The sequence below is a fragment of the Flavobacterium daejeonense DSM 17708 genome (genome assembly GCF_000425425.1).
Classification (GTDB): domain Bacteria; phylum Bacteroidota; class Bacteroidia; order Flavobacteriales; family Flavobacteriaceae; genus Flavobacterium; species Flavobacterium daejeonense.
In genome coordinates, this window is the sequence record NZ_AUDK01000005.1 from 104,315 (window position 1) to 129,038 (window position 24,724).

The 24,724-nt window shown below is 35.3% G+C and carries 27 protein-coding genes; 14 read left to right on the plus strand and 13 right to left on the minus strand.

The annotated features are described in order from the left end of the window. Positions 1 to 187 precede the first annotated feature (187 nt). Positions 188 to 589, plus strand: a complete 402-nt coding sequence (locus tag H599_RS0106175; RefSeq protein ID WP_026713324.1) for an acyl-CoA thioesterase — start codon at positions 188 to 190, stop codon at positions 587 to 589. 22 nt (positions 590 to 611) lie between these two features. On the opposite strand, the gene H599_RS0106180 is transcribed toward H599_RS0106175, so the two are convergent. The 3 genes from H599_RS0106180 to ribD all read right to left on the minus strand — a co-directional run bounded on the left by H599_RS0106180 (position 612) and on the right by ribD (position 2,952). Further along, on the minus strand, positions 612 to 1,217 hold the full coding sequence (locus H599_RS0106180) for an IMPACT family protein (protein ID WP_026713325.1): 606 nt from the start codon (positions 1,215 to 1,217) through the stop codon (positions 612 to 614). Between the two features lie 87 nt (positions 1,218 to 1,304). Next, the gene (locus H599_RS0106185) at positions 1,305 to 1,916 is read right to left on the minus strand and encodes an HAD family hydrolase (RefSeq protein WP_035141247.1); all 612 of its coding nucleotides are present in this window, start codon (positions 1,914 to 1,916) and stop codon (positions 1,305 to 1,307) included. Then, positions 1,900 to 2,952, minus strand: coding sequence for a bifunctional diaminohydroxyphosphoribosylaminopyrimidine deaminase/5-amino-6-(5-phosphoribosylamino)uracil reductase RibD (gene ribD, locus H599_RS0106190; RefSeq protein WP_026713327.1), 1,053 nt, complete (start codon positions 2,950 to 2,952; stop codon positions 1,900 to 1,902). Before ribD ends, H599_RS0106185 begins: the two co-directional genes overlap by 17 nt. A gap of 103 nt (positions 2,953 to 3,055) precedes the next feature. Here ribD and prmC point away from each other — a divergent pair, with 103 nt between their 5' ends. Continuing rightward, positions 3,056 to 3,970: a peptide chain release factor N(5)-glutamine methyltransferase gene (gene prmC / locus H599_RS0106195; RefSeq protein ID WP_026713328.1), complete on the plus strand. Its 915-nt coding sequence runs from the start codon at positions 3,056 to 3,058 to the stop codon at positions 3,968 to 3,970. A 53-nt stretch (positions 3,971 to 4,023) separates the two neighbouring features. Here prmC and H599_RS21350 read toward each other — a convergent pair whose 3' ends face one another. The 3 genes from H599_RS21350 to H599_RS0106205 all read right to left on the minus strand — a co-directional run bounded on the left by H599_RS21350 (position 4,024) and on the right by H599_RS0106205 (position 5,686). Then, entirely contained in the window at positions 4,024 to 4,215 is a 192-nt protein-coding gene (locus H599_RS21350) for a four helix bundle protein (RefSeq protein ID WP_316930437.1), read from the minus strand. Beyond that, positions 4,178 to 4,348: a four helix bundle protein gene (locus H599_RS21355; RefSeq protein WP_316930438.1), complete on the minus strand. Its 171-nt coding sequence runs from the start codon at positions 4,346 to 4,348 to the stop codon at positions 4,178 to 4,180. Before H599_RS21355 ends, H599_RS21350 begins: the two co-directional genes overlap by 38 nt. A gap of 96 nt (positions 4,349 to 4,444) precedes the next feature. Next, the gene (locus H599_RS0106205; RefSeq protein WP_026713329.1) at positions 4,445 to 5,686 is read right to left on the minus strand and encodes an ABC transporter permease; all 1,242 of its coding nucleotides are present in this window, start codon (positions 5,684 to 5,686) and stop codon (positions 4,445 to 4,447) included. A 202-nt stretch (positions 5,687 to 5,888) separates the two neighbouring features. Between H599_RS0106205 and hisS the strand changes: the two genes are divergently transcribed. The 8 genes from hisS to H599_RS0106245 all read left to right on the plus strand — a co-directional run bounded on the left by hisS (position 5,889) and on the right by H599_RS0106245 (position 14,616). After that, positions 5,889 to 7,259, plus strand: coding sequence for a histidine--tRNA ligase (gene hisS, locus H599_RS0106210; protein ID WP_026713330.1), 1,371 nt, complete (start codon positions 5,889 to 5,891; stop codon positions 7,257 to 7,259). A 332-nt stretch (positions 7,260 to 7,591) separates the two neighbouring features. Then, entirely contained in the window at positions 7,592 to 8,170 is a 579-nt protein-coding gene (locus tag H599_RS0106215) for a nucleotide exchange factor GrpE (protein WP_026713331.1), read from the plus strand. 53 nt (positions 8,171 to 8,223) lie between these two features. Next, on the plus strand, positions 8,224 to 9,336 hold the full coding sequence (dnaJ, locus tag H599_RS0106220) for a molecular chaperone DnaJ (RefSeq protein ID WP_026713332.1): 1,113 nt from the start codon (positions 8,224 to 8,226) through the stop codon (positions 9,334 to 9,336). 163 nt (positions 9,337 to 9,499) lie between these two features. Then, positions 9,500 to 10,429: an ABC transporter ATP-binding protein gene (locus tag H599_RS0106225; protein WP_026713333.1), complete on the plus strand. Its 930-nt coding sequence runs from the start codon at positions 9,500 to 9,502 to the stop codon at positions 10,427 to 10,429. A 78-nt stretch (positions 10,430 to 10,507) separates the two neighbouring features. Then, positions 10,508 to 11,824, plus strand: coding sequence for an ABC transporter permease (locus tag H599_RS0106230; RefSeq protein WP_026713334.1), 1,317 nt, complete (start codon positions 10,508 to 10,510; stop codon positions 11,822 to 11,824). A gap of 72 nt (positions 11,825 to 11,896) precedes the next feature. Then, positions 11,897 to 13,060: a sigma-54-dependent transcriptional regulator gene (locus tag H599_RS0106235; RefSeq protein WP_026713335.1), complete on the plus strand. Its 1,164-nt coding sequence runs from the start codon at positions 11,897 to 11,899 to the stop codon at positions 13,058 to 13,060. Between the two features lie 85 nt (positions 13,061 to 13,145). Continuing rightward, the gene (locus H599_RS0106240; RefSeq protein ID WP_026713336.1) at positions 13,146 to 13,799 is read left to right on the plus strand and encodes a DEAD/DEAH box helicase; all 654 of its coding nucleotides are present in this window, start codon (positions 13,146 to 13,148) and stop codon (positions 13,797 to 13,799) included. Between the two features lie 19 nt (positions 13,800 to 13,818). Continuing rightward, the gene (locus H599_RS0106245; protein WP_026713337.1) at positions 13,819 to 14,616 is read left to right on the plus strand and encodes a Cof-type HAD-IIB family hydrolase; all 798 of its coding nucleotides are present in this window, start codon (positions 13,819 to 13,821) and stop codon (positions 14,614 to 14,616) included. 251 nt (positions 14,617 to 14,867) lie between these two features. Here H599_RS0106245 and H599_RS0106250 read toward each other — a convergent pair whose 3' ends face one another. The 3 genes from H599_RS0106250 to H599_RS0106260 all read right to left on the minus strand — a co-directional run bounded on the left by H599_RS0106250 (position 14,868) and on the right by H599_RS0106260 (position 16,380). Then, on the minus strand, positions 14,868 to 15,584 hold the full coding sequence (locus H599_RS0106250) for a COG1361 family protein (protein ID WP_155960750.1): 717 nt from the start codon (positions 15,582 to 15,584) through the stop codon (positions 14,868 to 14,870). A 267-nt stretch (positions 15,585 to 15,851) separates the two neighbouring features. Continuing rightward, positions 15,852 to 16,145 (minus strand): type II toxin-antitoxin system RelE/ParE family toxin, encoded by a 294-nt coding sequence (locus tag H599_RS0106255; protein ID WP_026713339.1) that lies wholly within the window; start codon positions 16,143 to 16,145, stop codon positions 15,852 to 15,854. Beyond that, positions 16,138 to 16,380, minus strand: a complete 243-nt coding sequence (locus H599_RS0106260; RefSeq protein ID WP_026713340.1) for a hypothetical protein — start codon at positions 16,378 to 16,380, stop codon at positions 16,138 to 16,140. Before H599_RS0106260 ends, H599_RS0106255 begins: the two co-directional genes overlap by 8 nt. A 122-nt stretch (positions 16,381 to 16,502) precedes the next feature. On the opposite strand from H599_RS0106260, the gene mtaB reads away from it, so the two are divergent. Beyond that, a complete protein-coding gene (gene mtaB / locus H599_RS0106265; protein ID WP_026713341.1) occupies positions 16,503 to 17,831 on the plus strand; it encodes a tRNA (N(6)-L-threonylcarbamoyladenosine(37)-C(2))-methylthiotransferase MtaB in 1,329 nt (442 codons plus the stop codon). A gap of 97 nt (positions 17,832 to 17,928) precedes the next feature. Here the strand turns inward: mtaB and H599_RS0106270 are convergent, their stop codons facing one another. The 3 genes from H599_RS0106270 to H599_RS0106280 form a co-directional block, all read right to left on the minus strand. After that, positions 17,929 to 18,444 (minus strand): hypothetical protein, encoded by a 516-nt coding sequence (locus H599_RS0106270; RefSeq protein WP_026713342.1) that lies wholly within the window; start codon positions 18,442 to 18,444, stop codon positions 17,929 to 17,931. A gap of 64 nt (positions 18,445 to 18,508) precedes the next feature. Further along, positions 18,509 to 19,225 carry a 3-ketoacyl-ACP reductase gene (locus tag H599_RS0106275; protein WP_026713343.1) on the minus strand — a complete coding sequence of 239 codons (717 nt, stop codon included), beginning with the start codon at positions 19,223 to 19,225 and terminating at the stop codon, positions 18,509 to 18,511. Between the two features lie 2 nt (positions 19,226 to 19,227). After that, positions 19,228 to 20,064: a DUF6929 family protein gene (locus tag H599_RS0106280; protein ID WP_026713344.1), complete on the minus strand. Its 837-nt coding sequence runs from the start codon at positions 20,062 to 20,064 to the stop codon at positions 19,228 to 19,230. Positions 20,065 to 20,226: 162 nt separating this feature from the next. Here H599_RS0106280 and H599_RS0106285 point away from each other — a divergent pair, with 162 nt between their 5' ends. Beyond that, the gene (locus H599_RS0106285) at positions 20,227 to 21,105 is read left to right on the plus strand and encodes a PPK2 family polyphosphate kinase (RefSeq protein WP_026713345.1); all 879 of its coding nucleotides are present in this window, start codon (positions 20,227 to 20,229) and stop codon (positions 21,103 to 21,105) included. 63 nt (positions 21,106 to 21,168) lie between these two features. Here H599_RS0106285 and H599_RS0106290 read toward each other — a convergent pair whose 3' ends face one another. After that, positions 21,169 to 21,711 carry a hypothetical protein gene (locus H599_RS0106290; RefSeq protein WP_026713346.1) on the minus strand — a complete coding sequence of 181 codons (543 nt, stop codon included), beginning with the start codon at positions 21,709 to 21,711 and terminating at the stop codon, positions 21,169 to 21,171. Positions 21,712 to 22,282: 571 nt separating this feature from the next. Here H599_RS0106290 and H599_RS0106295 point away from each other — a divergent pair. After that, positions 22,283 to 22,729, plus strand: a complete 447-nt coding sequence (locus H599_RS0106295) for a protein-disulfide reductase DsbD domain-containing protein (RefSeq protein WP_026713347.1) — start codon at positions 22,283 to 22,285, stop codon at positions 22,727 to 22,729. Between the two features lie 10 nt (positions 22,730 to 22,739). Continuing rightward, the gene (locus H599_RS0106300) at positions 22,740 to 24,710 is read left to right on the plus strand and encodes a protein-disulfide reductase DsbD family protein (RefSeq protein WP_026713348.1); all 1,971 of its coding nucleotides are present in this window, start codon (positions 22,740 to 22,742) and stop codon (positions 24,708 to 24,710) included. The last annotated feature ends 14 nt before the right edge of the window (positions 24,711 to 24,724 follow it).

A 24,724-nucleotide genomic window follows, 5' to 3' on the forward strand; every position in this document is an offset into this window, starting at 1 on the left:
TATTATATTTTGTATATAGGTTGTCTGAAGTAAATAACAGCAAAAAAAGTTGTTATTTCTCGGGGTAACAAATATGTGAACAAATTTCGTTAAAAAAAAATTTTCAGGGGTTGATTTTGAAGAAATATTGTTGTAAGTATGAAGAAAAAGATTTCAAATTAATATTTAAAATAAGATAAAATTAGAGATGAAAATATACGAGTTTAATGTTAGGGTAAGGTATTCAGAAACAGATCAAATGGGGGTGGTGTATCACGGAAATTATGCCCAATATTTTGAGATGGGACGCGTGGAATGGCTTAGAAACATTGGGATTTCTTATAAATGGATGGAGGAAAACGGAGTGATGCTTCCGGTGGTTTCTTTGACAGCAAATTATAAAAAACCGGCTCGTTATGACGATTTGTTAAGGGTGAAAACTATCTTTAAAAGTCAGACTTCTGCTAAGATAGAATTCGATTATGAAATCTATAATGAACAGGATGAGTTATTAACAATCGGGAACTCAATTTTGGTGTTTGTGAACATGAAAACAGGGCGTCCAATGGCAGCTCCGGATTATGTGAAAACGCAGCTTTTGCGAATATAAAAATGTATGAAAAGGATATTGGTTATTCTTTAATTTTGATATCTATTTCATATAAAGAATTAAAGATTTCGAACAATATTTCGGCATTTTTTTTGCGGGTTTTAATTTCGATTTTGCAGCTCATTTCCATTTTTTGAGTCACAATATCAATATTTTTTTCTTTAATCACCCGCATTACTTTATTCATATTTTTATAGTCAAAAGAGACTAAAAAATGAATGTCGATGGTTTTTTCGATTATTTCACAATTTTCCAGAGTAAGTTGGGCGGCAGTTTTATAAGCGGTAATTAATCCACCAACGCCTAATTTAGTTCCTCCAAAAATACGGACAATGACAATAAGGGTGTTGGTTATGTCAAAAGACTGGATTTGTCCGTATATGGGAGTCCCTGCCGAATTGCTGGGTTCGCCGTCATCATTGGCTCTGTAACTGATTTTTTCGGTGCCAATTTGGTAAGCGTAGCAGTAATGACAGGCCGTTGGATGTTTTTTTCTTAAAATTTCAATAATAGGTTTTACTTCTTCTTCGGAAGTTATTGGAAAAGCATAACCGAAAAATTTACTTCCCTTTTCTTTAAAAAGAATTTCTTCGGGTGAAAAAGCAATGGTTTTATAAGTGTCTTTCATTGTTTAATAGCAAAAAAATAATTTCAATGTCAAAAAACAATTAATAAAAGAATTACAATTGTTATTGATTTTTGAAATTAAAATTTTTTAAAGAATCACTTTTTCAAATAAATCAATCACGTCTTCTTTGCCTACCTGTAAATTCCAAACATGAATTCCTAAAGCGGCAGCGGCATCGGTGTTTTCTTTTTTGTCATCTACAAATAAAGTACGCTTGGCTTGTAGTTCGTGTTTATTTAAAACAGCCTGATAAATCTCAGCATCCGGTTTGCGCATGCCCATTTCAAAGGAAAAATAAACTTTTTCAAAACATTGGTAAAAATCACCATAAAAAGACGGACCAACTTTTTGTTCGAAAGTGTCAATATGAATAGAATCGGTATTGCTTAACAGAAACAATTTGTATTTTTTGGAAAGCATTTGTATAAATTCCAATCGGTAGAGCGGGAAATCGGCCAGAATAGCGTTCCATGCTTCCAAAATTTCCTCGATGCTGGCATTCGGCATTTGTTTTTGAAATCCGGCAAGAAATTCCTCGCGGGAAATATTTCCTTTTTCAAACTGAAAATTTAATTGGTCTAATTCATTGTTCCATTCTTTTAAACCTAATTTTTTAAAACCATCCATTGTGGCTTTTTTGTCCAGGTTGATGAAAATATCTCCAAAATCAAATATAATGGTATTAATGGCGCTGGTCATGATTTTTTACTATTAGAAGTTCGTCTTCAAGGATGAACTGTTTTTGGGTTGTGTTTATTGCGAAAGTTGGTGCTTTTGTTCCGTTTTTAAAGTTGGATTTTCCTTTAAAAATGCGTGCTTCGTCCCAAAGGTTTTCGTAAATGAAAGCTTGCAGGATTTGACGACCTCCTTCAATTATAACAGACTGAATTCGATGCTGGTATAATTTGGTTAAGATTTGAGGAATTATATTTTGTTTAAAATGAATTACTTCAAAGATAAGGTTTTCTTCGATTGATTTATCGTTTGACTGGCAAAAAACAATGGTTTTTAGTTTTTTATCGAATACAAAATGCGTTTTTGGAATGCGATTATTTTGGTCTAAAACGATTCTTACAGGCGAATTTCCGGTCCAGTCGCGCACGTCTAATTTTGGGTTGTCGTCAATAGCGGTTTGCGTGCCAATGAGAATTGCCTGTTCTTCACTGCGCCATTTGTGAACCAATTGTCTGGAATAAGGATTGCTAATCCAAACCGGTTTTTGCTCGTTTCTTTCACTCGGTGCAATAAAACCATCCTGACTTTCGGCCCATTTTAAAATAATATAAGGACGTTGTTTTTGATGAAATGTAAAAAAACGTTTGTTGAGTTCGTTGCATTCTTTTTCTAAAATACCCACAGTAACGTTGATTCCGGCTTCAATCAGTTTTTTAATACCTCTTCCGGCCACTTTTTCATTTGGATCGACGGTTCCAATAACCACATTTGGAATTTTGTTTTGAATAATTAAATCAGAACAAGGCGGTGTTTTTCCAAAATGACTGCAAGGTTCTAAACTCACATAAATAGTTGCTTTTTGTAGCAAAGATTTATCTTTAACCGAGTTTACGGCGTTTACTTCGGCGTGCCCTTCTCCGGCTTTTTTGTGCCAGCCTTCGCCGATAATTTGGTCATTATAAACGATAACGCTGCCCACCATCGGGTTAGGATAAGTGGTCCCTAAGCCGTTTTGAGCAAGTTGAATACAGCGTTTTAAGTATTTTTCATGTTTTTTCACAGGGCAAAAATAAAAAATTTTGAGTTTATGGTTTAGTTTTGAAAGCACTAAAAATAACCATAAAGTATTGTTATTTTTGCTTTTTTAAATTTTAGAAGGAAAAATGCAAGCCAAACAATACAGAAGTCAATTTATTCAGGAACTTTCATCGATTTATGATGCTGCCGAGGCAGAAAGTTTTTTCTATTTGATTTTAGAAACCAAAAAACAGCTGAAGCGAATTGATTTGGCTTTGCAGCCTGATTTGACTTTTACGGAGGAGGAAATTCAGGATTGGAATTTGATTTTGGAACAGTTAAAAAAGGAAATTCCGCTTCAGTATTTGTTGGGTAAAACGCAATTTTACGGATTGGAATTTGAAGTCAATGAATATGTCTTAATTCCAAGACCGGAAACCGAAGAACTGGTTGATTGGATTATTCAGGGAAATTTAAAGATTAGCTCCGCTCAATTCGGCAGAGCCTCGGGTGAAAAAATTAAAGATTTAAAGATATTGGATATTGGAACCGGAAGTGGTTGTATTGCGATTTCTTTGGCTAAAAATATTCCGAATGCGCAGGTTTTTGCGATTGATGTTTCTGAAAAAGCTTTGGCTACAGCTCAAAAAAATGCTGTAAATAATCAGGTTGAAGTTCATTTTATAAAAACCGACATTTTAAAAACGGAAGATTTAGAGAAACTCCCGGCTGCTGACTTCCAGCTTCCGACTCAATTTGATATTATTGTTTCTAATCCGCCTTATGTTCGCAATTTGGAAAAAGAGGAAATCAGGAAAAATGTTTTGGATTACGAACCGCATTTGGCACTTTTTGTCGAAGATGATAATGCGTTGGTTTTTTATCGAAAAATTGCCCGATTGGCACAAAAAAATCTAAGCCCAAACGGACAATTATTCTTTGAAATTAATCAGTATTTAGGAAAAGAAATGATCGAAATGCTTGAGAAAATGAATTTCAGGAATATCGAATTGCGAAAAGATATTTACGGGAATGACAGGATGGTTTTCGGAGAGAAATAAGATTTCAGAAGGCAGAATGCAGATCGTGGAATTTAAATATAGAAAGCAGACTTTTAAGAGAATTTATCTGGATTGTTAATCATGTTGTAATTGATTAGTTTTCCAACTTCTAAACTTTTGGCAGTTAATTCGATAAATAATTCTACCGAAATATATTCGCAAGCAACGGAATATTCCAACCACGCTTGAGTTTCAGTATTTTCTGCATCACAGTCTGTGAGTTTTGAAACAAAGGTTTTTTTCATATTTTATTTTTCTTGAAGCTTCTGCTAAATTAGCCGAAACACTTCTTGAAGATCTTCTAATTTGGTCTGTAAGCGAGTATTTTTCTTCAATTGGAAAGATTTTGTTATTTTGAAATCGACATAGATAATTCATTTTTATAAGCTAATAAGTCTTGAAATCTCATCTTTTGTTTTTTTATTTAAAACTAAATCTTTTCTGTCTGCATTCTGTAATCTGACGACTGATCACTTATTCATAACGCAACGCCTCAATTGGGTCTAACATCGCAGCTTTGATAGCAGGATAAGAACCGGAAACGATAGCAACGACAAAACTGGTTAAAAAAGCTGCCATAATAGCCTGCCAGGGAATGACAAAAACAAAACTGAGTGCTGATGCAATTCCGAAACCGATAAGAATTCCAAAAACAATTCCGGCGAGTCCGCCTAATTGACCAATAAGCAAAGTTTCAATAAAAAACTGAATGGCGATAGTTGAACGTTTAGCACCTAAGGCTTTTCGAACGCCAATTTCTCTAGTGCGTTCGGTAACCGAAACAATCATAATATTCATCAAAGCAATTGATGAACCTAAAATGGTGATGATTCCGATAACCCAGGATGCCCAGCCTAAATATTGGGTGATACTGAGGATTCTGTTGATTAAATCGTCACTTCTTACTACGGAAAAATTATTTTCTTTTACAGGACTTAGTTTTCTAATGCGGCGCATGCTGCTGATGGCTTCGTCTATGGCGTGATCTAAAAAATCTTTGTTGTTGACCATGACACTGACGCTGTAATTGATGTTAGGGGAGGTGAATAAAGAGCGAGCCAACTGAATAGGGATTAAAACTCTTAAATCCTGGCTGTTGCCAAAAGTGGAGCCTTTTTCCTTTAAAACGCCAATGACTTTAAAACGTGCGCCACGAATGGAAATGATTTTGTTGATAGGGTTCACGTTTTTCAGAATTCCTTTCAAAAAGTCCGAACCTACGACACAAACATAGTTGTTATTGCTAATGTCGAAATTATTAAAGTTGCGTCCTGTGCTGGTTTCCAGTCCTGAATTGGTTACAAAATATTCATCCACTCCCAAAACGGAAATCTCCGGATCAGTTTTTTCGTCTTCAAATTTTACTTCGGCAGTAGAAGTAGCTCTGAAGGAAAGTGAGGTTTGCGCCAGAGGAAAATTGTATTTGTTTTTGAAAGCAACTGCTTCGGGATAAGAAATTATTGGGTTAATTACAGTGCGTTCCTCGCCGCCATGTCTTTTTATGGTATTTTCGTAGCGATTAATATTAAAAGTATTCGCGCCCATCGAGGCAAAATCAGAGGAAATAGTGTTTTCCAAAGCCGAAACTACAGTTAGAATTCCTACTAAGGCTGTAATTCCAATAGCAATAATGACGATGGTTAGTGTCGTTCTTAGAATTTGGGTTTTTATGGATCCCAAAGCTATTTTGATATTTTCTTTTAAGAGGTTGCTCATCACGATAGTTTGATACGAAAATACAATTTTTGACAGAAGTTTGTTTTCGAGGCTGCTTATTTATTTTAAAAATAAGATATTTGCAGCGCGAAATGAGATGATAAGAGATGGAAGTTGGGAGATTGAAGAAGGAAGACGAATGTTTTTAACTTCCAGCTCCCAACTTCTAACTCCCAACTTAAAAAACTTCTAACTTGTAACAATGGCATCAAAACCAAGTATTCCTAAAGGAACCAGAGATTTTTCACCGGCTGAGGTGGCTAAACGTCAATATATTATTCAAACGATAAAAGCTGATTTTGAAAAGTTTGGTTTTCAACCAATTGAAACGCCTTCGTTTGAAAATTCAGAAACCCTGATGGGAAAATACGGGGAAGAAGGAGATCGATTGATTTTTAAAATATTGAATTCCGGAGATTATTTGGCGAAAGCCAATGGTGTTTATTTAGAAGCTAAAGATAGTACGAAATTAACTTCCAGTATTTCCGAAAAAGCATTGCGCTATGATTTGACGGTGCCGTTTGCGCGTTATGTGGTGCAACATCAAAACGAAATTGAATTTCCATTTAAAAGATACCAAATCCAACCGGTTTGGCGTGCCGACCGTCCGCAAAAAGGGCGTTTCAGGGAATTTTTTCAGTGTGATGCCGATGTGGTAGGTTCTAAGTCGTTATGGCAGGAAGTCGAATTGGTACAATTATATGATACTGTTTTTACGTCATTAGGTTTGAACGGAGTGACGGTAAAAATCAACAACCGTAAAATTTTATCCGGAATTGCTGAAGTAATCGGTGCTTCGGAGAAACTGATTGATTTCACGGTAGCTTTAGATAAGTTGGATAAAATTGGTGAAGACGGTGTTAAAAAAGAAATGATTGAAAAAGGAATTTCGGAAGACGCTATTGTTAAAGTACAGCCGCTTTTCAATTTTACGGGAAGTATTTCGGAGAAAATTGAAAAATTATCGCAGCTTTTAGCTACTTCTGAAGAAGGAATGAAAGGGGTAGAAGAGTTGCGTTTTATTTGTGACAAGGTGACTGATTTAGGTTTGTCAACGGCAATTTTAGATTTGGATGTGACTTTGGCACGTGGATTAAATTATTATACCGGAGCTATTTTTGAAGTTGCTGCACCAAAAGGTGTGGCTATGGGATCTATTGGCGGCGGTGGAAGATACGATGATTTGACCGGGATTTTTGGTTTAAAAAATATGAGTGGCGTGGGGATTTCTTTTGGGTTAGACCGTATTTATCTGGTAATTGAAGAGTTGAATTTGTTCCCGGAAACAGTAATGGCAAGTTCTAAAGCTTTGTTTGTGAATTATGGAGATGTGGAGGCTTTTTATGCTCTGCAGGCTATTAAAAAATTAAGGGCAGCCGGAATAAAAGTGGAGTTGTATCCGGATAAAGCAAAGGTGGGAAAACAATTTCAGTATGCTGATAAACGCAATATTCCTTTTGCAGTGGTAATAGGTGGTGAAGAAATGAATTCGAATACCTATTCACTTAAAAATTTAGTCTCGGGGGAACAAATTAACCTGGATTTTGAAGGTTTAAAGCAAGCTTTGAGCTAATTCGGGAAAGTAGCAAAATATAAAAAAAGCTTTGTCGGTAAGACAAAGCTTTTTTTAATATAAATAATCGCGAATTAATAATTGTTTAGAAATCAACCCTGATTTTGGTCTTAATTTGAGGAGAAAACCAGCGTTAGATTAGAACCTAATCGCAAACATATAGAAAGTATTTCAAATTTTCATTAAAAATTCATTAAAATTTTAATTTAAAGGTTGAAAAAAGTAAATACAGAAAAAATAAGGCTGGAAAAATAGCTATTAAGAAAAAGAGTGACAATTTGGCATTTAGTGCGCTTTGGCAGTACTTTTGCTATCCAAAGGAAAGTGTAAAAATGAAGTTTAAGAATATTTTTAAAAATAAAGGGAATATGAGTACTGAGAATACAGAAATCGATAAAGAAATGGATGAAGTAACGATGGAAAACAAGGCAGGCGAAGAGCAGGCAGTTACTGAGGAGTTAAGTGCCGAGGAGCAATTAGCGAAGGACTTAGCAGATGAAAAAGATAAATATTTACGATTATTTGCTGAATTTGAAAACTACAAAAGAAGAACTTCAAAAGAACGTGTAGAGTTATTTAAAACTGCCAATCAGGAAGTTTTGTTAGCGATGTTGCCAATTTTAGATGATTTTGACAGAGCATTGGTTGAAATCGCAAAATTAGAAGACGAAACTTTTACAAAAGGAGTGGAGTTGATTCATGATAAATTAAAAAACACCTTGAATTCTAAAGGATTGGAATTAGTGGATGTGAAAGTAGGAGATGCTTTTGATGCTGATTTTGCGGAAGCAATTACTCAAATTCCGGCTCCATCGGATGATTTGAAAGGAAAAATTGTTGATGTTCTTGAAAAAGGATACAAACTAGGGGATAAAATTATTCGTTTTCCAAAGGTAGTTATTGGACAATAATTAAGCCGGTTTTGTGGCGATACAAAACAGTGCTTTTTTAAAAATAAATACAAATGAAAAAAGATTTTTACGAGATATTAGGTGTTTCCAAAAGTGCAGATGCTTCTGCAATTAAGAAAGCCTACAGAAAGAAAGCTATTGAATTTCATCCTGATAAAAATCCCGGAGATAAAGTTGCTGAAGAAAAATTTAAGGAAGCAGCTGAAGCTTATGAGGTTTTAGGGGATCCTGACAAAAAAGCAAAGTATGACCAATTTGGACATCAGGCTTTTGACGGTTCCGGAGGTTTTGGAGGTCATCACATGAATATGGATGATATCTTTAGTCAGTTTGGCGATATTTTCGGTGGTGGTTTTGGCGGTTTCGGTGGCGGCGGAAGTCGTGGCGGAGTACGTCGTCCAAAAGGAAGTAATTTGCGTATCAAAGTCAAATTGACTTTGGAGGAAATTGCCAATGGAGTAGAGAAAAAAGTAAAAGTAAAGCGTAAAGTTCAGGCTCCCGGAGTTTCTTATAAAACCTGTTCTACCTGTAACGGACAGGGTCAGGTAATGCGTGTTACCAATACGATTTTAGGAAGAATGCAATCGGCAACTACTTGTCCTTCTTGTGGTGGTAGCGGGCAAATTTTAGATAAAAAACCTTCTCAAGCTGATACGCAGGGAATGATTGTAGAAGACGAAACGGTTTCTATAAAAATTCCTGCCGGAGTTGTTGACGGAATGCAATTGAAAGTTTCTAATAAAGGAAACGATGCGCCGGGAAGTAATAGTGTTCCTGGTGATTTGATTGTGGCCATTGAAGAATTAGAACATGAATTCCTGAAACGTGAAGGGGAAAATCTGCATTACGATTTGTATATCAGTTTCCCGGAAGCAATTTTAGGGGTTTCTAAAGATATTGATGCGGTAAATGGTAAGGTGAGAATCAAATTAGAAGAAGGCATTCAATCCGGAAAAATTCTTCGTTTGAAAGGAAAAGGAATTCCAAGTATCAATGGTTACGGAAGCGGAGATTTGTTAGTGCATGTAAATGTTTGGACACCAAAAACATTGAATAAAGAACAGAAACAATTCTTTGAGAAAAATCTTGAAGATGAAAATTTCTCGCCAAGTCCTGAAAAATCAGATAAATCATTTTTTGAAAAAGTAAAAGATATGTTTTCTTAAACTTTTTAAATAAGTTGAAATATAGATTCAAAAACCCATCTTCAGATTTTGAAAGATGGGTTTTTTTATGATACAATTATCGTCTATTTCGCTCCTAATTATTTACTTTTACAGCCGCAAGGTCAAAATGACCTAACTGAAGAAGAAAATTCCAAAAATCAGTATGAATACCTTATTAGAAGTCAATAAAATAGTTAAGCAATACGGAGATTATGTGGCACTTAACGAAGTTTCTTTGTCTGTTCCTAAAGGCAGTATTTATGGACTTTTAGGTCCTAATGGTGCCGGAAAAACTTCCCTTATTCGTATCATTAATCAAATTACGATGCCCGACAGCGGAGAGGTAATTTTGGATGGCGAAAAATTACAGCCTAAACATGTACAATATATTGGTTATTTGCCCGAAGAGCGAGGTTTGTACCAAAGTATGAAGGTGGGAGAGCAATGTTTGTATTTGGCTCAAATGAAAGGTTTATCAAAAGCTGAAGCCAAAAAACAACTGGAATATTGGTTTGACCGATTAGGAATTCAGGGTTGGTGGAACAAGAAAATTCAGGAGCTTTCTAAAGGGATGGCGCAAAAAATCCAATTTGTAGTTTGTGTTTTGCATAAACCAAAATTGCTGATTTTTGACGAACCTTTTTCTGGTTTTGATCCCGTAAATGCCAATATCATTAAAGATGAAATTCTGGCTTTGAAGGAACAGGGTTCTACCATTATTTTCTCGACACATCGTATGGAAAGTGTGGAAGAATTATGTGATCACATTGCTTTGATTCATAAATCCAATAAATTGATTGAAGGAAAACTGGAAGACGTTAAAAGAGAACATAAAAGCAATAGTTATGAAGTGGGAATTCTGACCGAAAATGTTGAAGGTTTGATGTACGATATTACACAAAAATTCAAGGTGAGTCCGGCGCATTTTAAATCGCTGAACAACGAATTAAAATTGGAAATTCAAATAGGAAATGCACTGCCAAATGAATTGCTAAACGTTATTACACAACGCGGACAGTTGACTCATTTTGTAGAAAAAATCCCGAGTGTTCACGATATTTTTATTCAAACAGTAACTGAAAATAAAAATTAGATTTCAGATTTCAGATTTTAGAGTGAAAACCTAAGATCTAAAATCTAAAGTCAGCAATCTAAAATCTAAAATCAAGAAATGAGTATTATATCATTAATTATAAAAAGAGAATTTTTTGCCAAAGTGCGCAACAAATCTTTTATTGTAATGACTTTTTTAAGTCCGCTGCTGTTTGTGGCGATAGCGGTGATTGTAGGATATTTAAGTTCTATAAAACCGGATGTAAAACGGGTAGCCATTCACGATGAAACCGGATTATTTGTACATGATTTTATGGTTCAGAATAAAGAAGAGGAAAGCTATAAATATTTGGATTTATCGCAAATTGACAGTCAGTATTTAAAAGACAGTATTACAAATAACGGTTACGAAGGGATTTTAGTAATTCCTAAAACGGAGGATGTAAGCGAATTAGAGCATAAAATCGAGTTTATTTCAAACAGCAGTCCGAGTGTTTCTTTTATCGAAAATACTCAGGATATTATTGCTAAAAAGATAACCAAAATCAATCTGGAAAACGCGCATTTGGATACTCTGTCAATCAAAAAAGCGCAGGCACACGTAAATATTGCCATTGCTAAAACTTCCGGGGAACAGGGTGTAAAAGGGTTGAATGAAGCTAAAATAGCTATCGGAGGCGCTTTTGGTTACCTGATTATGATGTTTATTATCATTTATGGAAATATGGTCATGCGTTCGGTAATTGAAGAGAAAACCAATCGAATTATTGAGATTATTATTTCTTCGGTGAAACCTTTCCAACTGATGATTGGAAAAATTATTGGTACATCATTAGCCGGAATTTTACAATTTAGTATTTGGGTCGTTATCGGACTTTCGTTAATGTTTGCCAGTTCGGTATTTTTAGGAGTCAATGTTGGTGCGACCGCTCATTTACCTGCTGAAGTTATGGCACATTCGCAAACTGAATTTGCAGGAACAGCTCAAATGTATCTTCTGGAATTGTGGAATTTACCCATTTCCGCTATTTTGATTGGTTTTGTGGTCTATTTCATTGGAGGTTACTTTTTATACAGTTCGTTTTATGCAGCGATTGGTGCTGCGGTGGACAATCAAACCGATTCGCAACAGTTTCTTTTACCGGTTATAATGCCTTTAATGCTGAGTGTTTATGTTGGTTTTTTTAGTGTGATTAATGATCCGAATAGTAGTATTGCAGTAGCTTTTTCCATATTTCCGCTTACTTCGCCTATTGTGATGCTTATGCGAATTCCTTTTGGTGTTCCGCTTTGGCAAATAGCCGTTTCGATGTTGTTGCTTTTTGGAACTTTTTTATTGGTAGTTTGGTTTGCCGCTAAAATTTACCGGGTAGGAATTTTAATGTATGGGAAAAAGCCAAGCTGGAAAGAGTTGTTCCGATGGTTAAAATATTGATAAAAAAGAATCTGTCTAAGTCAAAGCTTAAAAACTTTGTAACTTTGGATTTATCTCAAAAAAAAATAAATTATGTCCAAAATATTATTAATCGAAGACGAAGCTGCTATTCGAAGAGTACTTTCAAAAATTCTTTCAGAAGAAAATGATAGTTATCAGGTGGAAGAAGCAGAGGATGGCGTTTCGGGTTTGGAAAAAATTAAAAATAACGATTACGACTTGGTAATTTGCGATATCAAAATGCCTAAAATGGATGGTGTCGAGTTGTTGGAAGAAGTCAAAAAAATAAAAGTCGAAATCCCTATAGTTATGATTTCAGGTCATGGCGATATGGAAACGGCAATTCAGGCGATGCGTTTAGGTGCTTTTGATTATATATCGAAACCGCCGGATTTGAATCGTTTGCTGAATACGGTTCGCAATGCTTTGGACAGAAAACAATTGGTCGTTGAGAATAAAATTCTGAAGAAAAAAGTCAGTAAAAACTACGAGATGATTGGCGAAAGCGAAGCTATCAATCATATCAAAGTGATGATTGACAAAGTGGCGCAAACAGAAGCCCGTGTTTTGGTTACGGGACCCAACGGAACCGGGAAAGAATTAGTCGCGCATCAATTGCATGAAAAAAGCGAGCGTGCTGCTTTTCCTTTAATTGAGGTAAACTGTGCGGCCATTCCTTCGGAATTGATCGAAAGTGAATTGTTCGGACATGTAAAAGGTGCTTTTACTTCGGCGGTGAAAGATCGCGCCGGAAAATTTGAAGCGGCCGACAAGGGAACCATCTTCTTGGATGAAATCGGGGATATGAGTCTTTCGGCCCAAGCCAAAGTACTGCGTGCTTTGCAGGAAAATATTATTACTCGTGTAGGAGCTGACAAAGACATCAAAGTCGATGTGCGTGTGGTGGCGGCGACCAATAAAGATTTGAAAAAAGAAATCGAAGAGGGGCGATTCCGTGAGGATTTGTACCATCGTTTGGCGGTAATTTTAATCAAAGTGCCATCGTTGAATGACAGACGTGAGGATATTCCGTTGTTAGTGAGTCATTTTGCCGAAAAAATTGCTTCGGAGCAGGGAACAGCCGTGAAGAAATTTACCGATGATGCCATCAAATTGTTGCAGGAATACGACTGGACAGGTAATATTCGTGAATTGCGCAACGTGGTGGAACGCTTGATTATCCTTGGCGGAAGCCAAATTTCAGAGAATGATGTGAAGCTGTTTGCATCAAAATAATTAAATAATTTAAAGATTGAATGATTTAAAAATTAGGTGCTAATCTTTTAATTTTTCAATTTTTTAATCTTTCAATCTCATTTGAATGAAACTAAAAAAAATAAACGAAAAACTCCAACAGGCTCTGGTTGAAAATGGATTAACGGAAGCGACTGAAGTGCAGCAGGAAACTTTTTCGACCCTTAAAAGTGGTGCTGATAGTGTGATTTATGCGCCCAAAGGAAGTGGAAGAACCACTGCTATTGTATTTAACGTGATTCAGAAATTAGCCGGTAGCAATGAAGAATCGCCACGTGCTTTGATTGTAGTGGAAGACAAGGAAAAGATGCTGGAAATGGAGGAGCTTTTCGAAAAATACGGGAAATACACCAATCTCGAGGTTTATGGTGTTCATGAAAAAGGCGACATGGATTATGATAAAAACTATGTTTCTACCGGAATTGATGTGTTGATTGGGACGCCAACCAAACTAAACGATATGTTTTCTACGGCAGGTTATAATGTTAACCGACTCAAAATGTTTATTGTAGATGATTGTGATGCACTGTTAAAAATGCGTCACGAATCTAAAATTATGCGTATTTCCAACAGTATTGCTAAAACCCAACGTATTATTTTTTCGGATTTATATACCGAAAGAGTAGCGATTTTAGTAGATAAAATGTTGGTGGAACCTTACGAATTTGATTTTGAAGAAGCAGATGAAGAGGATGATGATTTTGAGAAAGATGAGGAATAAACTAAAAAAATAAGAGTTGATGAAATACAAAATGTTAGTTCTTGACATGGATGATACTTTGCTGAATGACGACCATATCATTTCAGTTGAAAACAGAAATATGTTGGTCAAAGCCAAAGAAAAAGGAGTACAGATAATTTTGGCTTCCGGCCGTCCAACTCCGGCAATGATTGAATATGCTAAGGATTTGGGATTGATGGATTCGTATATGATTTCGTTTAATGGAGCAGTAATCACTGATTTGAAAACAAACGAAGTGATTTTTGAACAAAGTCTGACTCAGGAGCAAATTCATGCTTTGTACGATTATAGCAAAGCCAAAAATACCCATATTATTACGTATTTAGACGGAAAAGTAGTGAGTGAAACCCATTCAGAATATATTGATGTTGAGGTGAATATCACGGGATTAGAACACGAGGTAGTCCCTAATTTTAAAGAAAGAGTACAATCGGCGGCGATAAAATGTATTTTGCTGGAAGAACCGGGTTATTTGAAAGAAGTTGAAACGGATTTAAAAGCAACGATGCCACATTTAAGTGTGTGTATGTCGAAACCTTTTTTCTTAGAAGCGGCTCAAACCGGAATTGACAAAGGGGCGAGCGTGAAATTCCTGGCTGATAAATTAAATATTTTACAATCGGAAGTAATTGCAGTGGGGAATGCAGGTAACGATTTATCAATGATTGAATATGCCGGATTAGGCGTTTGGGTTGATAATGTGGATGCGCATTTAAGAGATAAAGGTAATGTGGTTGTAGCTTCGAATAACAATCACGGTGTGGCTGAGGTTATCCAACGATTCATATTGGCTTAAACAGTTTATATCATTTTTTTAAACCATTAAGAAATTAAGGGAATTTAAGAGTTGTTCTTAAGTCTTAATTTCTTAATGGTTTTTTTGTGCTCCGCAAAGTCTCTGACTTTGAGGTAGTTACTTACGGTTTTTAACCGATTTTGTTTTCGATTGGTTTTTTATATCAGTCACAGACTGATGAACACATCCTCAAAGTCAGAGACTTTGCGGAGCGAGTGTTAAAGAAGCTAATATGATCATGCTAGCTGGAATTATTTATTACTATATGACCAGAAATTATCATTTGACGTCCATTTAGAATTTATTTCTTTGTCGATAGAATTATTATGAATGTCTTTATAATTCATTAATAATTTAAAATATATTTCATCTGGTAATTTTGTGTTTACAGGAAAATCAAAGTCAAATACTATTGTTGATATTTGATCACTTGATAAGCTTATTTTTGCGTTAGCAGTGAATGCATCTTGCCAATTTAAATTGTCATGTTTTGTTTTTACTTTTAAATCTAATTCGTTTGCATCTGTTTTACCTCTATTTTCTATCTCAAATTTCACTTTGAAATTTTTGTAGACATTTACTTCTCCTTTATAACCGACTCTTTCAAGTTCACTTTTTACATCATCAATAGTAAAACAAGAATTAATTGTAGAAATCAGATTTTGAGAGTTTACATCCCTAACTACCAATTTATACGGAAGGATATATTGTTCATCTAATTCTCCAGAACCAAAAATTAATGGATCGTATCCCCAATTTGTAGACATTGCTTCAACTTTGCTAATCTTTTTCCATCTAATTAATTTAACATCTTTAAGAATTACATTTGCTGCATTGAGTTTGTCCCAACGTCTATTTTGTTCCCATTGATTGGCTAATGTCCATATCAAACTTGCAATAGAAATAAGAATTGCAATAAGTGAGATTATTACTTTTGGATCAGAGAAGAAGCTAGATTCATTATTCATGTTTTTCATTTTTATTTATAGTTTGTATATGGGGAAAATACAATTACAGATATCCAATAGAGGATAAATTGTCTAAGGTTTTTTTGCTTTAAAAAGTTTCAAATATATCAATAAAAAACTACAAAATTTAATAAGAAACCGAAATATTCTTGCAAAGCTGTTTTGCGTGAGGGATAGTAGCGGCATCCTTTATGGCTTTTTTTAAAGCCATAAAGATATAGCGTATAGCCCGACCCGTAGTTTTTACGGAGGGACACGCCAAAATACTTACCTAAACTTTTTCTTTGGGTTTCTGCTGGTGTGGAAAATGGCTGAAATAAAAATGATAGAATCAATTTTGGTATAAATGATTACAAAAGGGAATTTTTTTACTACCGCTTTACGATATGTTTCAAAATCTAAAGGGTAAGATTCCGGATGAGACAAAATAGATTGAATACAGCTATTGATTTGAATTAAAAATTCATCGCCAATTTTTGTGGAAATTAAGTTGTAGAAGTCATAGGCATCTTCCAATTCATTTTCAGCCTGAATTGAAAGTACTTCTTTTAATTTACTCATTTCGTTTAGAAATTAATTTGGATTTAATTTCGTCCCAAGATTTTCCTTTGTCTTTTCCTGATAAATAATTTTCGGTATTTTCCCGAACTATGTTTTGTTGTTCTTCGCTTAATTTAAATTCTGAAGGTTCGTCATTAAGGATGCTTTTCAAAAAATCCAAAGTGCTTTGATCGTCTACATGGATGATTTTTTCAATTAGCTCTAGTTTTTGCTGCAGTAAATTAGCTGATTGCATGATTTTTAGGTTTAAAATCTATTTACAAATATAATGATAATCGGGTTTTAAAATCCCGTATTTGTTTGTAAATTTGCGCACGCTATTTTTTTGACAACGATTTCATTAGATAGCGCTTACTTATGGAAAACAGAAAAAAAGTGGCCTTCTATACCTTAGGCTGTAAACTGAACTTTTCAGAAACTTCGACAATTGCCCGTAACTTACAGGACGAAGGTTTTGACCGTGTGGATTTTGAGGAAGTGGCTGATATGTACGTTATTAACACCTGCTCCGTTACCGAAAATGCTGATAAACAATTCAAACAAGTGGTACGCAAAGCCATGAAGCTTAACGATAAAGCTTTTATTGCTGCGATGGGTTGTTATGCACAATTAAAACCCGAAGAGTTGGCCAATGTAGATGGGGTGGATTTGGTTTTGGGAGCAACCGAAAAATTCAAACTGAACGATTACATCAACGATTTGTCTAAAAATGATATTGGAGAGGTTCATTCCTGCGAGATTGCCGAAGCCGATTTTTATGTAGGCAGTTATTCCATTGGCGATCGTACCCGTGCTTTCCTGAAAGTGCAGGATGGTTGCGATTATAAATGTACTTATTGTACCATTCCGCTGGCCCGTGGAATTTCACGAAGTGACGAATTGCAGAATGTATTGAAAAATGCTTATGAAATTTCGAAACAAGGCATCAAAGAAATTGTGCTTACCGGAGTCAACATTGGCGATTACGGAAAAGGGGAATTTGGCAACAAAAAACACGAGCATACTTTTCAGGAACTGGTTCAGGCGTTGGATGAGGTGGAAGGAATTGAGCGTTTGCGAATTTCGTCTATTGAACCGAATTTGTTGAAAAACGAAACTATTGAATTTGTTTCTAAAAGCAGAACTTTTGTACCGCATTTCCATATTCCGCTACAATCCGGAAGTAATGATATCCTGAAATTAATGAAACGCCGTTACCTGCGTGAAGTTTATACCGAAAGAGTGGCTAAAATCAGGGAAGTGATGCCGCATGCCTGCATTGGTGTGGATGTGATTGTAGGATTTCCGGGTGAAACCGATGAGCATTTCTTAGAAACTTACCATTTCCTGAATGATTTGGATATTTCGTATTTACACGTATTCACTTATTCAGAACGTGATAATACCGAAGCTGCCGAAATGGAAGGTGTTGTAGCTTCTAATGTGCGTGCGAAAAGAAGTAAAATGTTGCGTAGCTTATCAGTAAAAAAACGTCGTGCTTTTTATGAAAGTCAGTTGGGAACGCAAAGAACCGTACTTTTTGAAGGAGAAAATAAAGAAGGTTACATTCATGGTTTTACCGAAAATTATGTAAAAGTAAAAACACCTTGGAATCCGGAATTAGTGAATACTTTACACCAAATCAATCTGACTAAAATTGATGAAGACGGAAGCGTGAGAATGGAATTTGTTTCAGCTTTAGTTTAATATAAAAGTTTTAAACCATTAAGAGATTAAGAAAAATTAAGTGTAAGGCTTAATAAACTTAATCTCTTAATGGTTTTTATTCTTTAGCCCATATAAGTTAGTGCTTGTTTTGATTTTCCTGAGAAACCAGTTTCAATGAATTGATATAATCGGTGTCAAATTCAATGACTCTTATTTTTTCTGGATTAAAACTTAATTCGCCACCAAACTGTCCTTTTGTGTCTAAAAAATCAATAGTAAGTTCTTCATCATTTAGTTTTATCAGTTTTCCTAAATAAGCTGAAGTAGCCGATTTTTTGGCAATTTGGAAAACACCATATTTTTTATCCAGAAAATGAATAATAGTATTTAAATTTTTAATAGGAATAATGTCTTCTGCATTTGTTTTCAAACCTTTTAACCGAATTACTTTTTCAGTAAATTCGTGGTCATGGTCTCTGTAAATACGTTCAATATTTTTGTTTTTAAGAATCACAAAACCATCGATGATAAAATCAACAGGATTGTTTTTTAATAAAATCCAATCGTCAGAGTAGTCAATAAGAAATCCGGTATAGACTTCTTTTTTGTCCAGAAATTCTATTGATACCAGTTGTCTTAAGTAATTTTCCATATGTTCTGTTTTTTAAGAAATTCCAAGTTTCAAATTCCAAATTTTGAGATTGGAATTTAAATTTTTAAGGATTTGTAGACCAAATACTGCTGTTTTTGATAAAAACGCGTCTGTTTAATTTCAATTGCGCGATAATCAATTCGGCCATATCTTCAGCTTGCATCACTTTTTCAGGATTTCCATCGGTTAGATTTAAGTCTTTTGCCATATCAGTAGCTACGGTACTTGGCGTTAAAGCTGTTACACGAATGTTATGTTTACGCATTTCCTGCATTAAAGAATCAGTTAATCCCAAAACGGCAAATTTAGAAGCACTATAAGCACTGGTCATGGCATTTCCGGCTAATCCCGCTGTGGAAGAAATATTAATAATATCGCCCGTTTGTCTTTCTATCATATTTGGAACAACGGCGCGGGTTGTATAATAAGTTCCTATTAAATTTACTTTTATAATGCGCTCCCAGTTGGCAGGTTCCAGTTCTAAGAATTTACCAAAAGCGGCGATTCCGGCATTATTGATAAGAATATCGATGGTTTTAAAGTCGGCTAAGGCTTTTTCTACCGCAGCGTTTACCGAATCCATGTCGGCTACATCAGCGGTTAAGGCTAAAGTTTTTACTCTTAAAGAACGGGCTTTGGCAGCTACATTATCAATTTCTTCCTGAGTTCTGGCCATTAAAATTACATTAACACCTTCTTTTGCAAGTGCGAGAGCAATGGCTTTTCCTATTCCTTTTCCGGCGCCCGTAATCAGGGCATTTTTATTTTTTAAATCGTTCATGTTTATCGTTTGTTTAAAGTGAGTTTATAAATTGTACTTTGCAAGTTGTTCGAATCTCCGTCTTCACAAAGCAAAAACTGAATTTTGTCCGACGCTATTTTGAAAACGGTTAGTCCTTCAAATTTATTGGCTGCACTGATTTTTTTTGTGAAATCAATTTTCATGGTTTCCAAGTCGATGCGTCCGATGAGGCTCCCTAAGATTTCACCATCTTTATACGTTGATGTCGTTTTTTCGGCTGTGGCCAAAAAGTAAAGTTTGTTTTCTACTAAAACAGCATCGGTAAAACTACAGCGAACACCTTTTATTTTAGGCAATTTGTAGTCGTTTGACATGAGTTTGAATTCCTCATCCAGTTTACGAGCTTCCACATGAAAGAGCGTATTTCTGGAATTCGGGCCATTGCCACGGTTCAGGAAATACCAGTTTTGTCCATTATAGGCGCTGGCTTCTATATTGAAATCTTCCGGAGCGATGGAAGCAAAATTTTGCATTACAGTATATAAATTTCCTAAATCGTTGGTTTGCGATTTCTTATTTTGTTGCAGGTTAAAAAGAATCATTTTGTTTCTTTTGGCAGAAGAGCCGGAACCAAAAACATAAATGTTGTCCTGAAATTCAGTGATGGATTCAAAATCGGCTTTGTCTTTTTTTGGGGTGTTTTCGGTTGGATTAGGGAGTAGTTCGTGTTTTTTTAAATCTTTTGAATCCATTTGGTATTCGTAGAGATAGCTACTGTTATCACTAATAATATAGAGTTTTTGGTCTTTGAAAATAAGTCCCGAAGCGGCTCCGATTCCGATGATGTGAAAAAGTATTTCCAGAGTAAATTTTTCCATAAATGACGTTGTTTACAGCTTTTGATTTTTAGCCCGGGTAGCAGCGGCATCCTTTGGCTACGTTTTTTAGTAGCCAAAGATATAGCGGATAACCGGAAAGAGCTCCTTAAAAGTATGTTATTTATTTCTTATATTTGAGAATATAACGATAAAAGAATTCGTATGAAATCAATTGATCCGGCTGATTTTAAAGTAACAGCACCTATTCAACTTTCTGAAATTCCAACTAATTTATTCAATAAGGCCAGTGATGACGATAAAGAAGAAAAACTGGAAAAAGTGCAGGAAAAGTTAAGTGCATTGCAGGATGTGATGTATGCGCACAACCGTTACGGAGTGTTAATTTGTCTGCAGGGAATGGATACTTCGGGGAAGGATAGTTTGATTCGTGAGGTTTTTAAGGAATTCAATCCGCGTGGGGTAGTGGTGCATAGTTTTAAAACACCTAATTCAACTGAGTTAGAACACGATTATTTATGGCGTCATTATTTGGCTTTGCCCGAAAAAGGGAAATTTGCCGTTTTCAATCGCACGCATTATGAGAATGTTTTGGTGACCAGAGTGCATCCGGAATATATTTTAAACGAAAATTTGCCCGGAATTGAAAAAGTAGATGATATTAAACCTGATTTTTGGGAAAACCGTATGGAACAAATCAAAAATTTTGAAAAACATATTTATCAAAATGGGACGATTGTGCTGAAGTTTTATTTTCATTTGAGTAAAGAAGAACAGCGCAAACGTCTTTTACGCCGATTGGAAAATATGGAACACCATTGGAAGTTTTCGCCCGGGGATTTAAAAGAAAGGGAATATTGGGAGCAGTATATGCAATATTACGAGGAAGCAATCAACAAGACAGCCACCGAAAATGCACCTTGGTACATTGTTCCTGCTGATGATAAGGAAATGGCTCGTTATATTGTTGCTAAAATTATCTGGGAAGAGATGCAAAAACTGACCGATATTCAGGTTCCGGATTTAGAAGAAAAGGTAAAAGCTAATTTTGCAATGTATAAAGAGCAATTATCTAAAGAATAAAAAAAAAGCACCTGACAGATTTCTAAAAAATGTCAGATGCTTTTTGAAATGTATTATCCACTTTTATAATTTGAATCCGTACGCCAGACGAAGCCCAAACTGTCCGAAACCTTTCCCCTCAGTACCATCACTAAGCGTTCTTGGGAAATCAGAGTAATGTTCATAATGTACAGAAATATCAATGTATTTAGTCGCAAAACCAATAGTTGGCGCTAATAATAAGGAGGTTTTGTTGTAATTGTTGGTTACAGCAAAAGCAGCTCCTGCTTCACCCATTACATAAAACTGGTTGTTCCATACAAAAGCCTTGAATCCGCCTTTGGCAGGAATAAAACCTAAATCCTGACCATCATTCTCGCTTACAAATAAGTTGGTAAATCCTGTTGTTAAAGTGAAAGAATATCTTTTTGATAAGTCATATTGCAGTCGGACATCTCCTCCTAAAGTTAATTTATAAGGATCGTTGTTAGCATATCCGGTATTTAAGCCTAAACCGAGACGGAAACCCTGATCGTATTTAGGTGTTTCCTGTGCTTTAATTCCATTGAAAGAGAATAGAGTCAGAGCCAGCATAAAAGCTGCGGTAATTTTTTTTGTTGTTTTCATGATTTGAGGGTTTTAATGTTTTTTAAAGAGATTATAAATTTTATAAACGATGGTTGGATTTAAATGTTGTGATTGTTGGAATTTCAGTATGTTAAAAAAACTACAAATTTTAGGATGTTGTTGACTGTCTTTTTGTTATAAAAGAATAAGAAGAATAACTTTCTGTTTTGATTTGAAGTTAATATTAAAGCTATGTCAAGCTAATTTTTTTTTAAAGATATTTTAGGGTTTAACAGTTCTTATAGTTTTGTTTTAAATTTTTTTTAAGATAAAAAAGTTATTTTTGCTAATAAGACACAAAAGTAAGTTGAGATAGTTTGGTTTTTTGGTTTGATGAGGAAAAAATGATTTGGTTTGTTTTTTGCTTAAAAGAATAAAAAATAGTTCTAGAATCAGATTGTTTCAGTGTTTATTCTAACTGATTTAGTTGAAAAATGGCATGATAAATGTTTTTTGATTTACAGGTTCAGGAATTTCAGAAAATCAAGAAGAAGTAAAAATATTAGCAGTTGATAATTTTAATTGAATAGAATTTAACCCAATATAAATATTGTAATTTAATAGAATAAGAATGAAAAAGATACTATTGCTTTTTGCCTTTATGATAGCTTTCATTGGTCAGGCACAGATATTAAAACCTGTAAAATGGTCCACAGCCGTGAAGAAAATTTCAGCAACCGAATATGAATTGATTGCTACAGCTACAATTGAAAAAGGATGGCATTTGTATTCTCAAGCGATTCCTGAAAACGGACCAAAACCAACAAAATTTGTTTTCCCGGCTAATCCAAAATTCCTTAAAAAAGGGAATACAATGGAGGAAAAAGGACATACCGTGCAAGATCCTATTTTTGAAATGCAAATTAAATATTTTGAAACCAAAGCTTCTTTCAAACAGCGCATCCGTTTAAAAGGGAAAGCACCTTTTAAAGTAAAAGCGACAGTTGAATATATGGTTTGCGACGACAGCAGATGTTTGCCGCCAACAGAAGAAGATTTAGCATTTAGTATTAAATAAAAATAATTAGATGAAGAAGTTACTTTTTGTATTCGCTTTAATTGTTTTTACAACTCTGGGGTATTCTCAAAGTTCCGATCCGGTAAAATGGGCGACTTCTGTAGAGAAAATTTCGGATACAGAATATGATTTGGTTACCAAAGCGACTATCGAATCCGGCTGGCACTTGTACTCACAGGTGATTCCGGAGGGAGGTCCTACTGCAACCAGTTTTATTTACGACGATAGTGAAGGAGGTTTTACCATAGTTGGAAATACGACCGAGGAAGCAGGGAAAACAGCAGAAGATCCTGTGTTTAAATTAAAAACAAAGTTTTTTGAGAACGAAGCTGTTTTTAAGCAAAGAGTAGAAGTTCAGGGAAAAATAGCTTCGATACCTGCTTTTATAGAATATGTTGCTGCAAATGCAACTCAAAGTTTAAAGGCAAAAGAAGTAGAGTTGACTTTTGATCTTGCTGCCGCAACAACTGCAATTGACACTAAAGCGGCTGAGGTACAAAAAACAACCGCAGCTCCGAGTGATGGAAATACAACTGATACAGCTGCTAAAAAAGGACTTTGGTCGATCTTTTTTATTGCCTTTTTATCCGGTTTTGCAGCTTTGCTGACACCTTGCGTGTTCCCGATGATTCCCATGACAGTGAGTTTCTTTACGAAACAAAGTAAAAACAAAGCTGTTGGAATTAGAAATGCCATTATTTATGGAATCTGTATCATTTTTATCTATGTTTTATTAGGAACAGCGGTAACGAGTATTTTTGGAGCTGATGCTTTGAATGCTTTGGCAACCAATGTTTGGTTTAATATTATTTTCTTTATCCTTTTAGTGGTATTTGCCGTATCATTTTTAGGAGCTTTCGAAATTATGTTGCCCAATTCGTGGGCAAATAAAGTAGATTCTCAAGCCGACAGAGGCGGGATGATAGGAATTTTTTTTATGGCATTGGCATTAGCCATAGTGTCTTTTTCCTGTACAGGACCTATTGTAGGAACCTTATTGGTCGAAGCCGCTTCTAAAGGAGGAATTGCTCCAATTATTGGGATGTTAGGATTTTCATTTGCGATAGCTTTACCCTTTGCCTTATTTGCTGCCTTCCCTGGGTGGTTAAATTCATTACCAAAATCAGGAGGCTGGTTAAATACGGTAAAAGTTGTTTTGGGATTTTTAGAATTGGCTTTAGCATTCAAGTTTTTATCTCAGGCAGATTTAGTATTGCAAACACATTTTTTGGAAAGAGAAGTGTTTTTAGCAATCTGGATTGCCATTTTTGGAGCTTTGGCATTTTATCTTTTTGGAAAAATCCAATTGCCGCATGATTCTCCGTTAACACATATTTCGGTAGGAAGATTAGGATTAGGATTGATTGTGATGTCATTTACCATTTATATGATTCCGGGATTATGGGGAGCGCCTTTAAATTTAATTAGTGCCTTCCCGCCACCACAGGAATATAGCGAATCGCCTTATGGAGTTGGCTATTCTAAAACCGGAGGAGGTTTCGAAGTGCCAACAGAATTGCCGGAAGGAGCTCATCTTTTAGCGCCGCATGATATTGTTGCTTTTGATGATTATGACAAAGGTTTGGCTTATGCAAAAGAAGTTGGCAAACCGGTCATGTTAGATTTTACAGGTTGGGCTTGTGTGAACTGCAGAAAGATGGAACAAAATGTTTGGCCTAAGCCGGAAATTTTGAAAATTCTGAAAAACAATGTGGTTTTAATTTCATTATATGTGGATGACAAGCGTCCGTTGGAAGCAGATGAAATCACTGAATCTAAATTGCAACCCGGTAAAAAATTGAAATACATTGGTCAAAAATGGAGCGAATTACAAACGCTGAAATATAAGGCTAATTCTCAGCCATTTTATGTGTTGATGGATCATAATGAAGAAAATCTTAACACTCCGGTTGGTTATACACCCGATGTAGAAGAATTTCACCAATGGCTTAAGGGTGGAATCTCAAAATTTAAAGAATAATATAGGATTTTTGT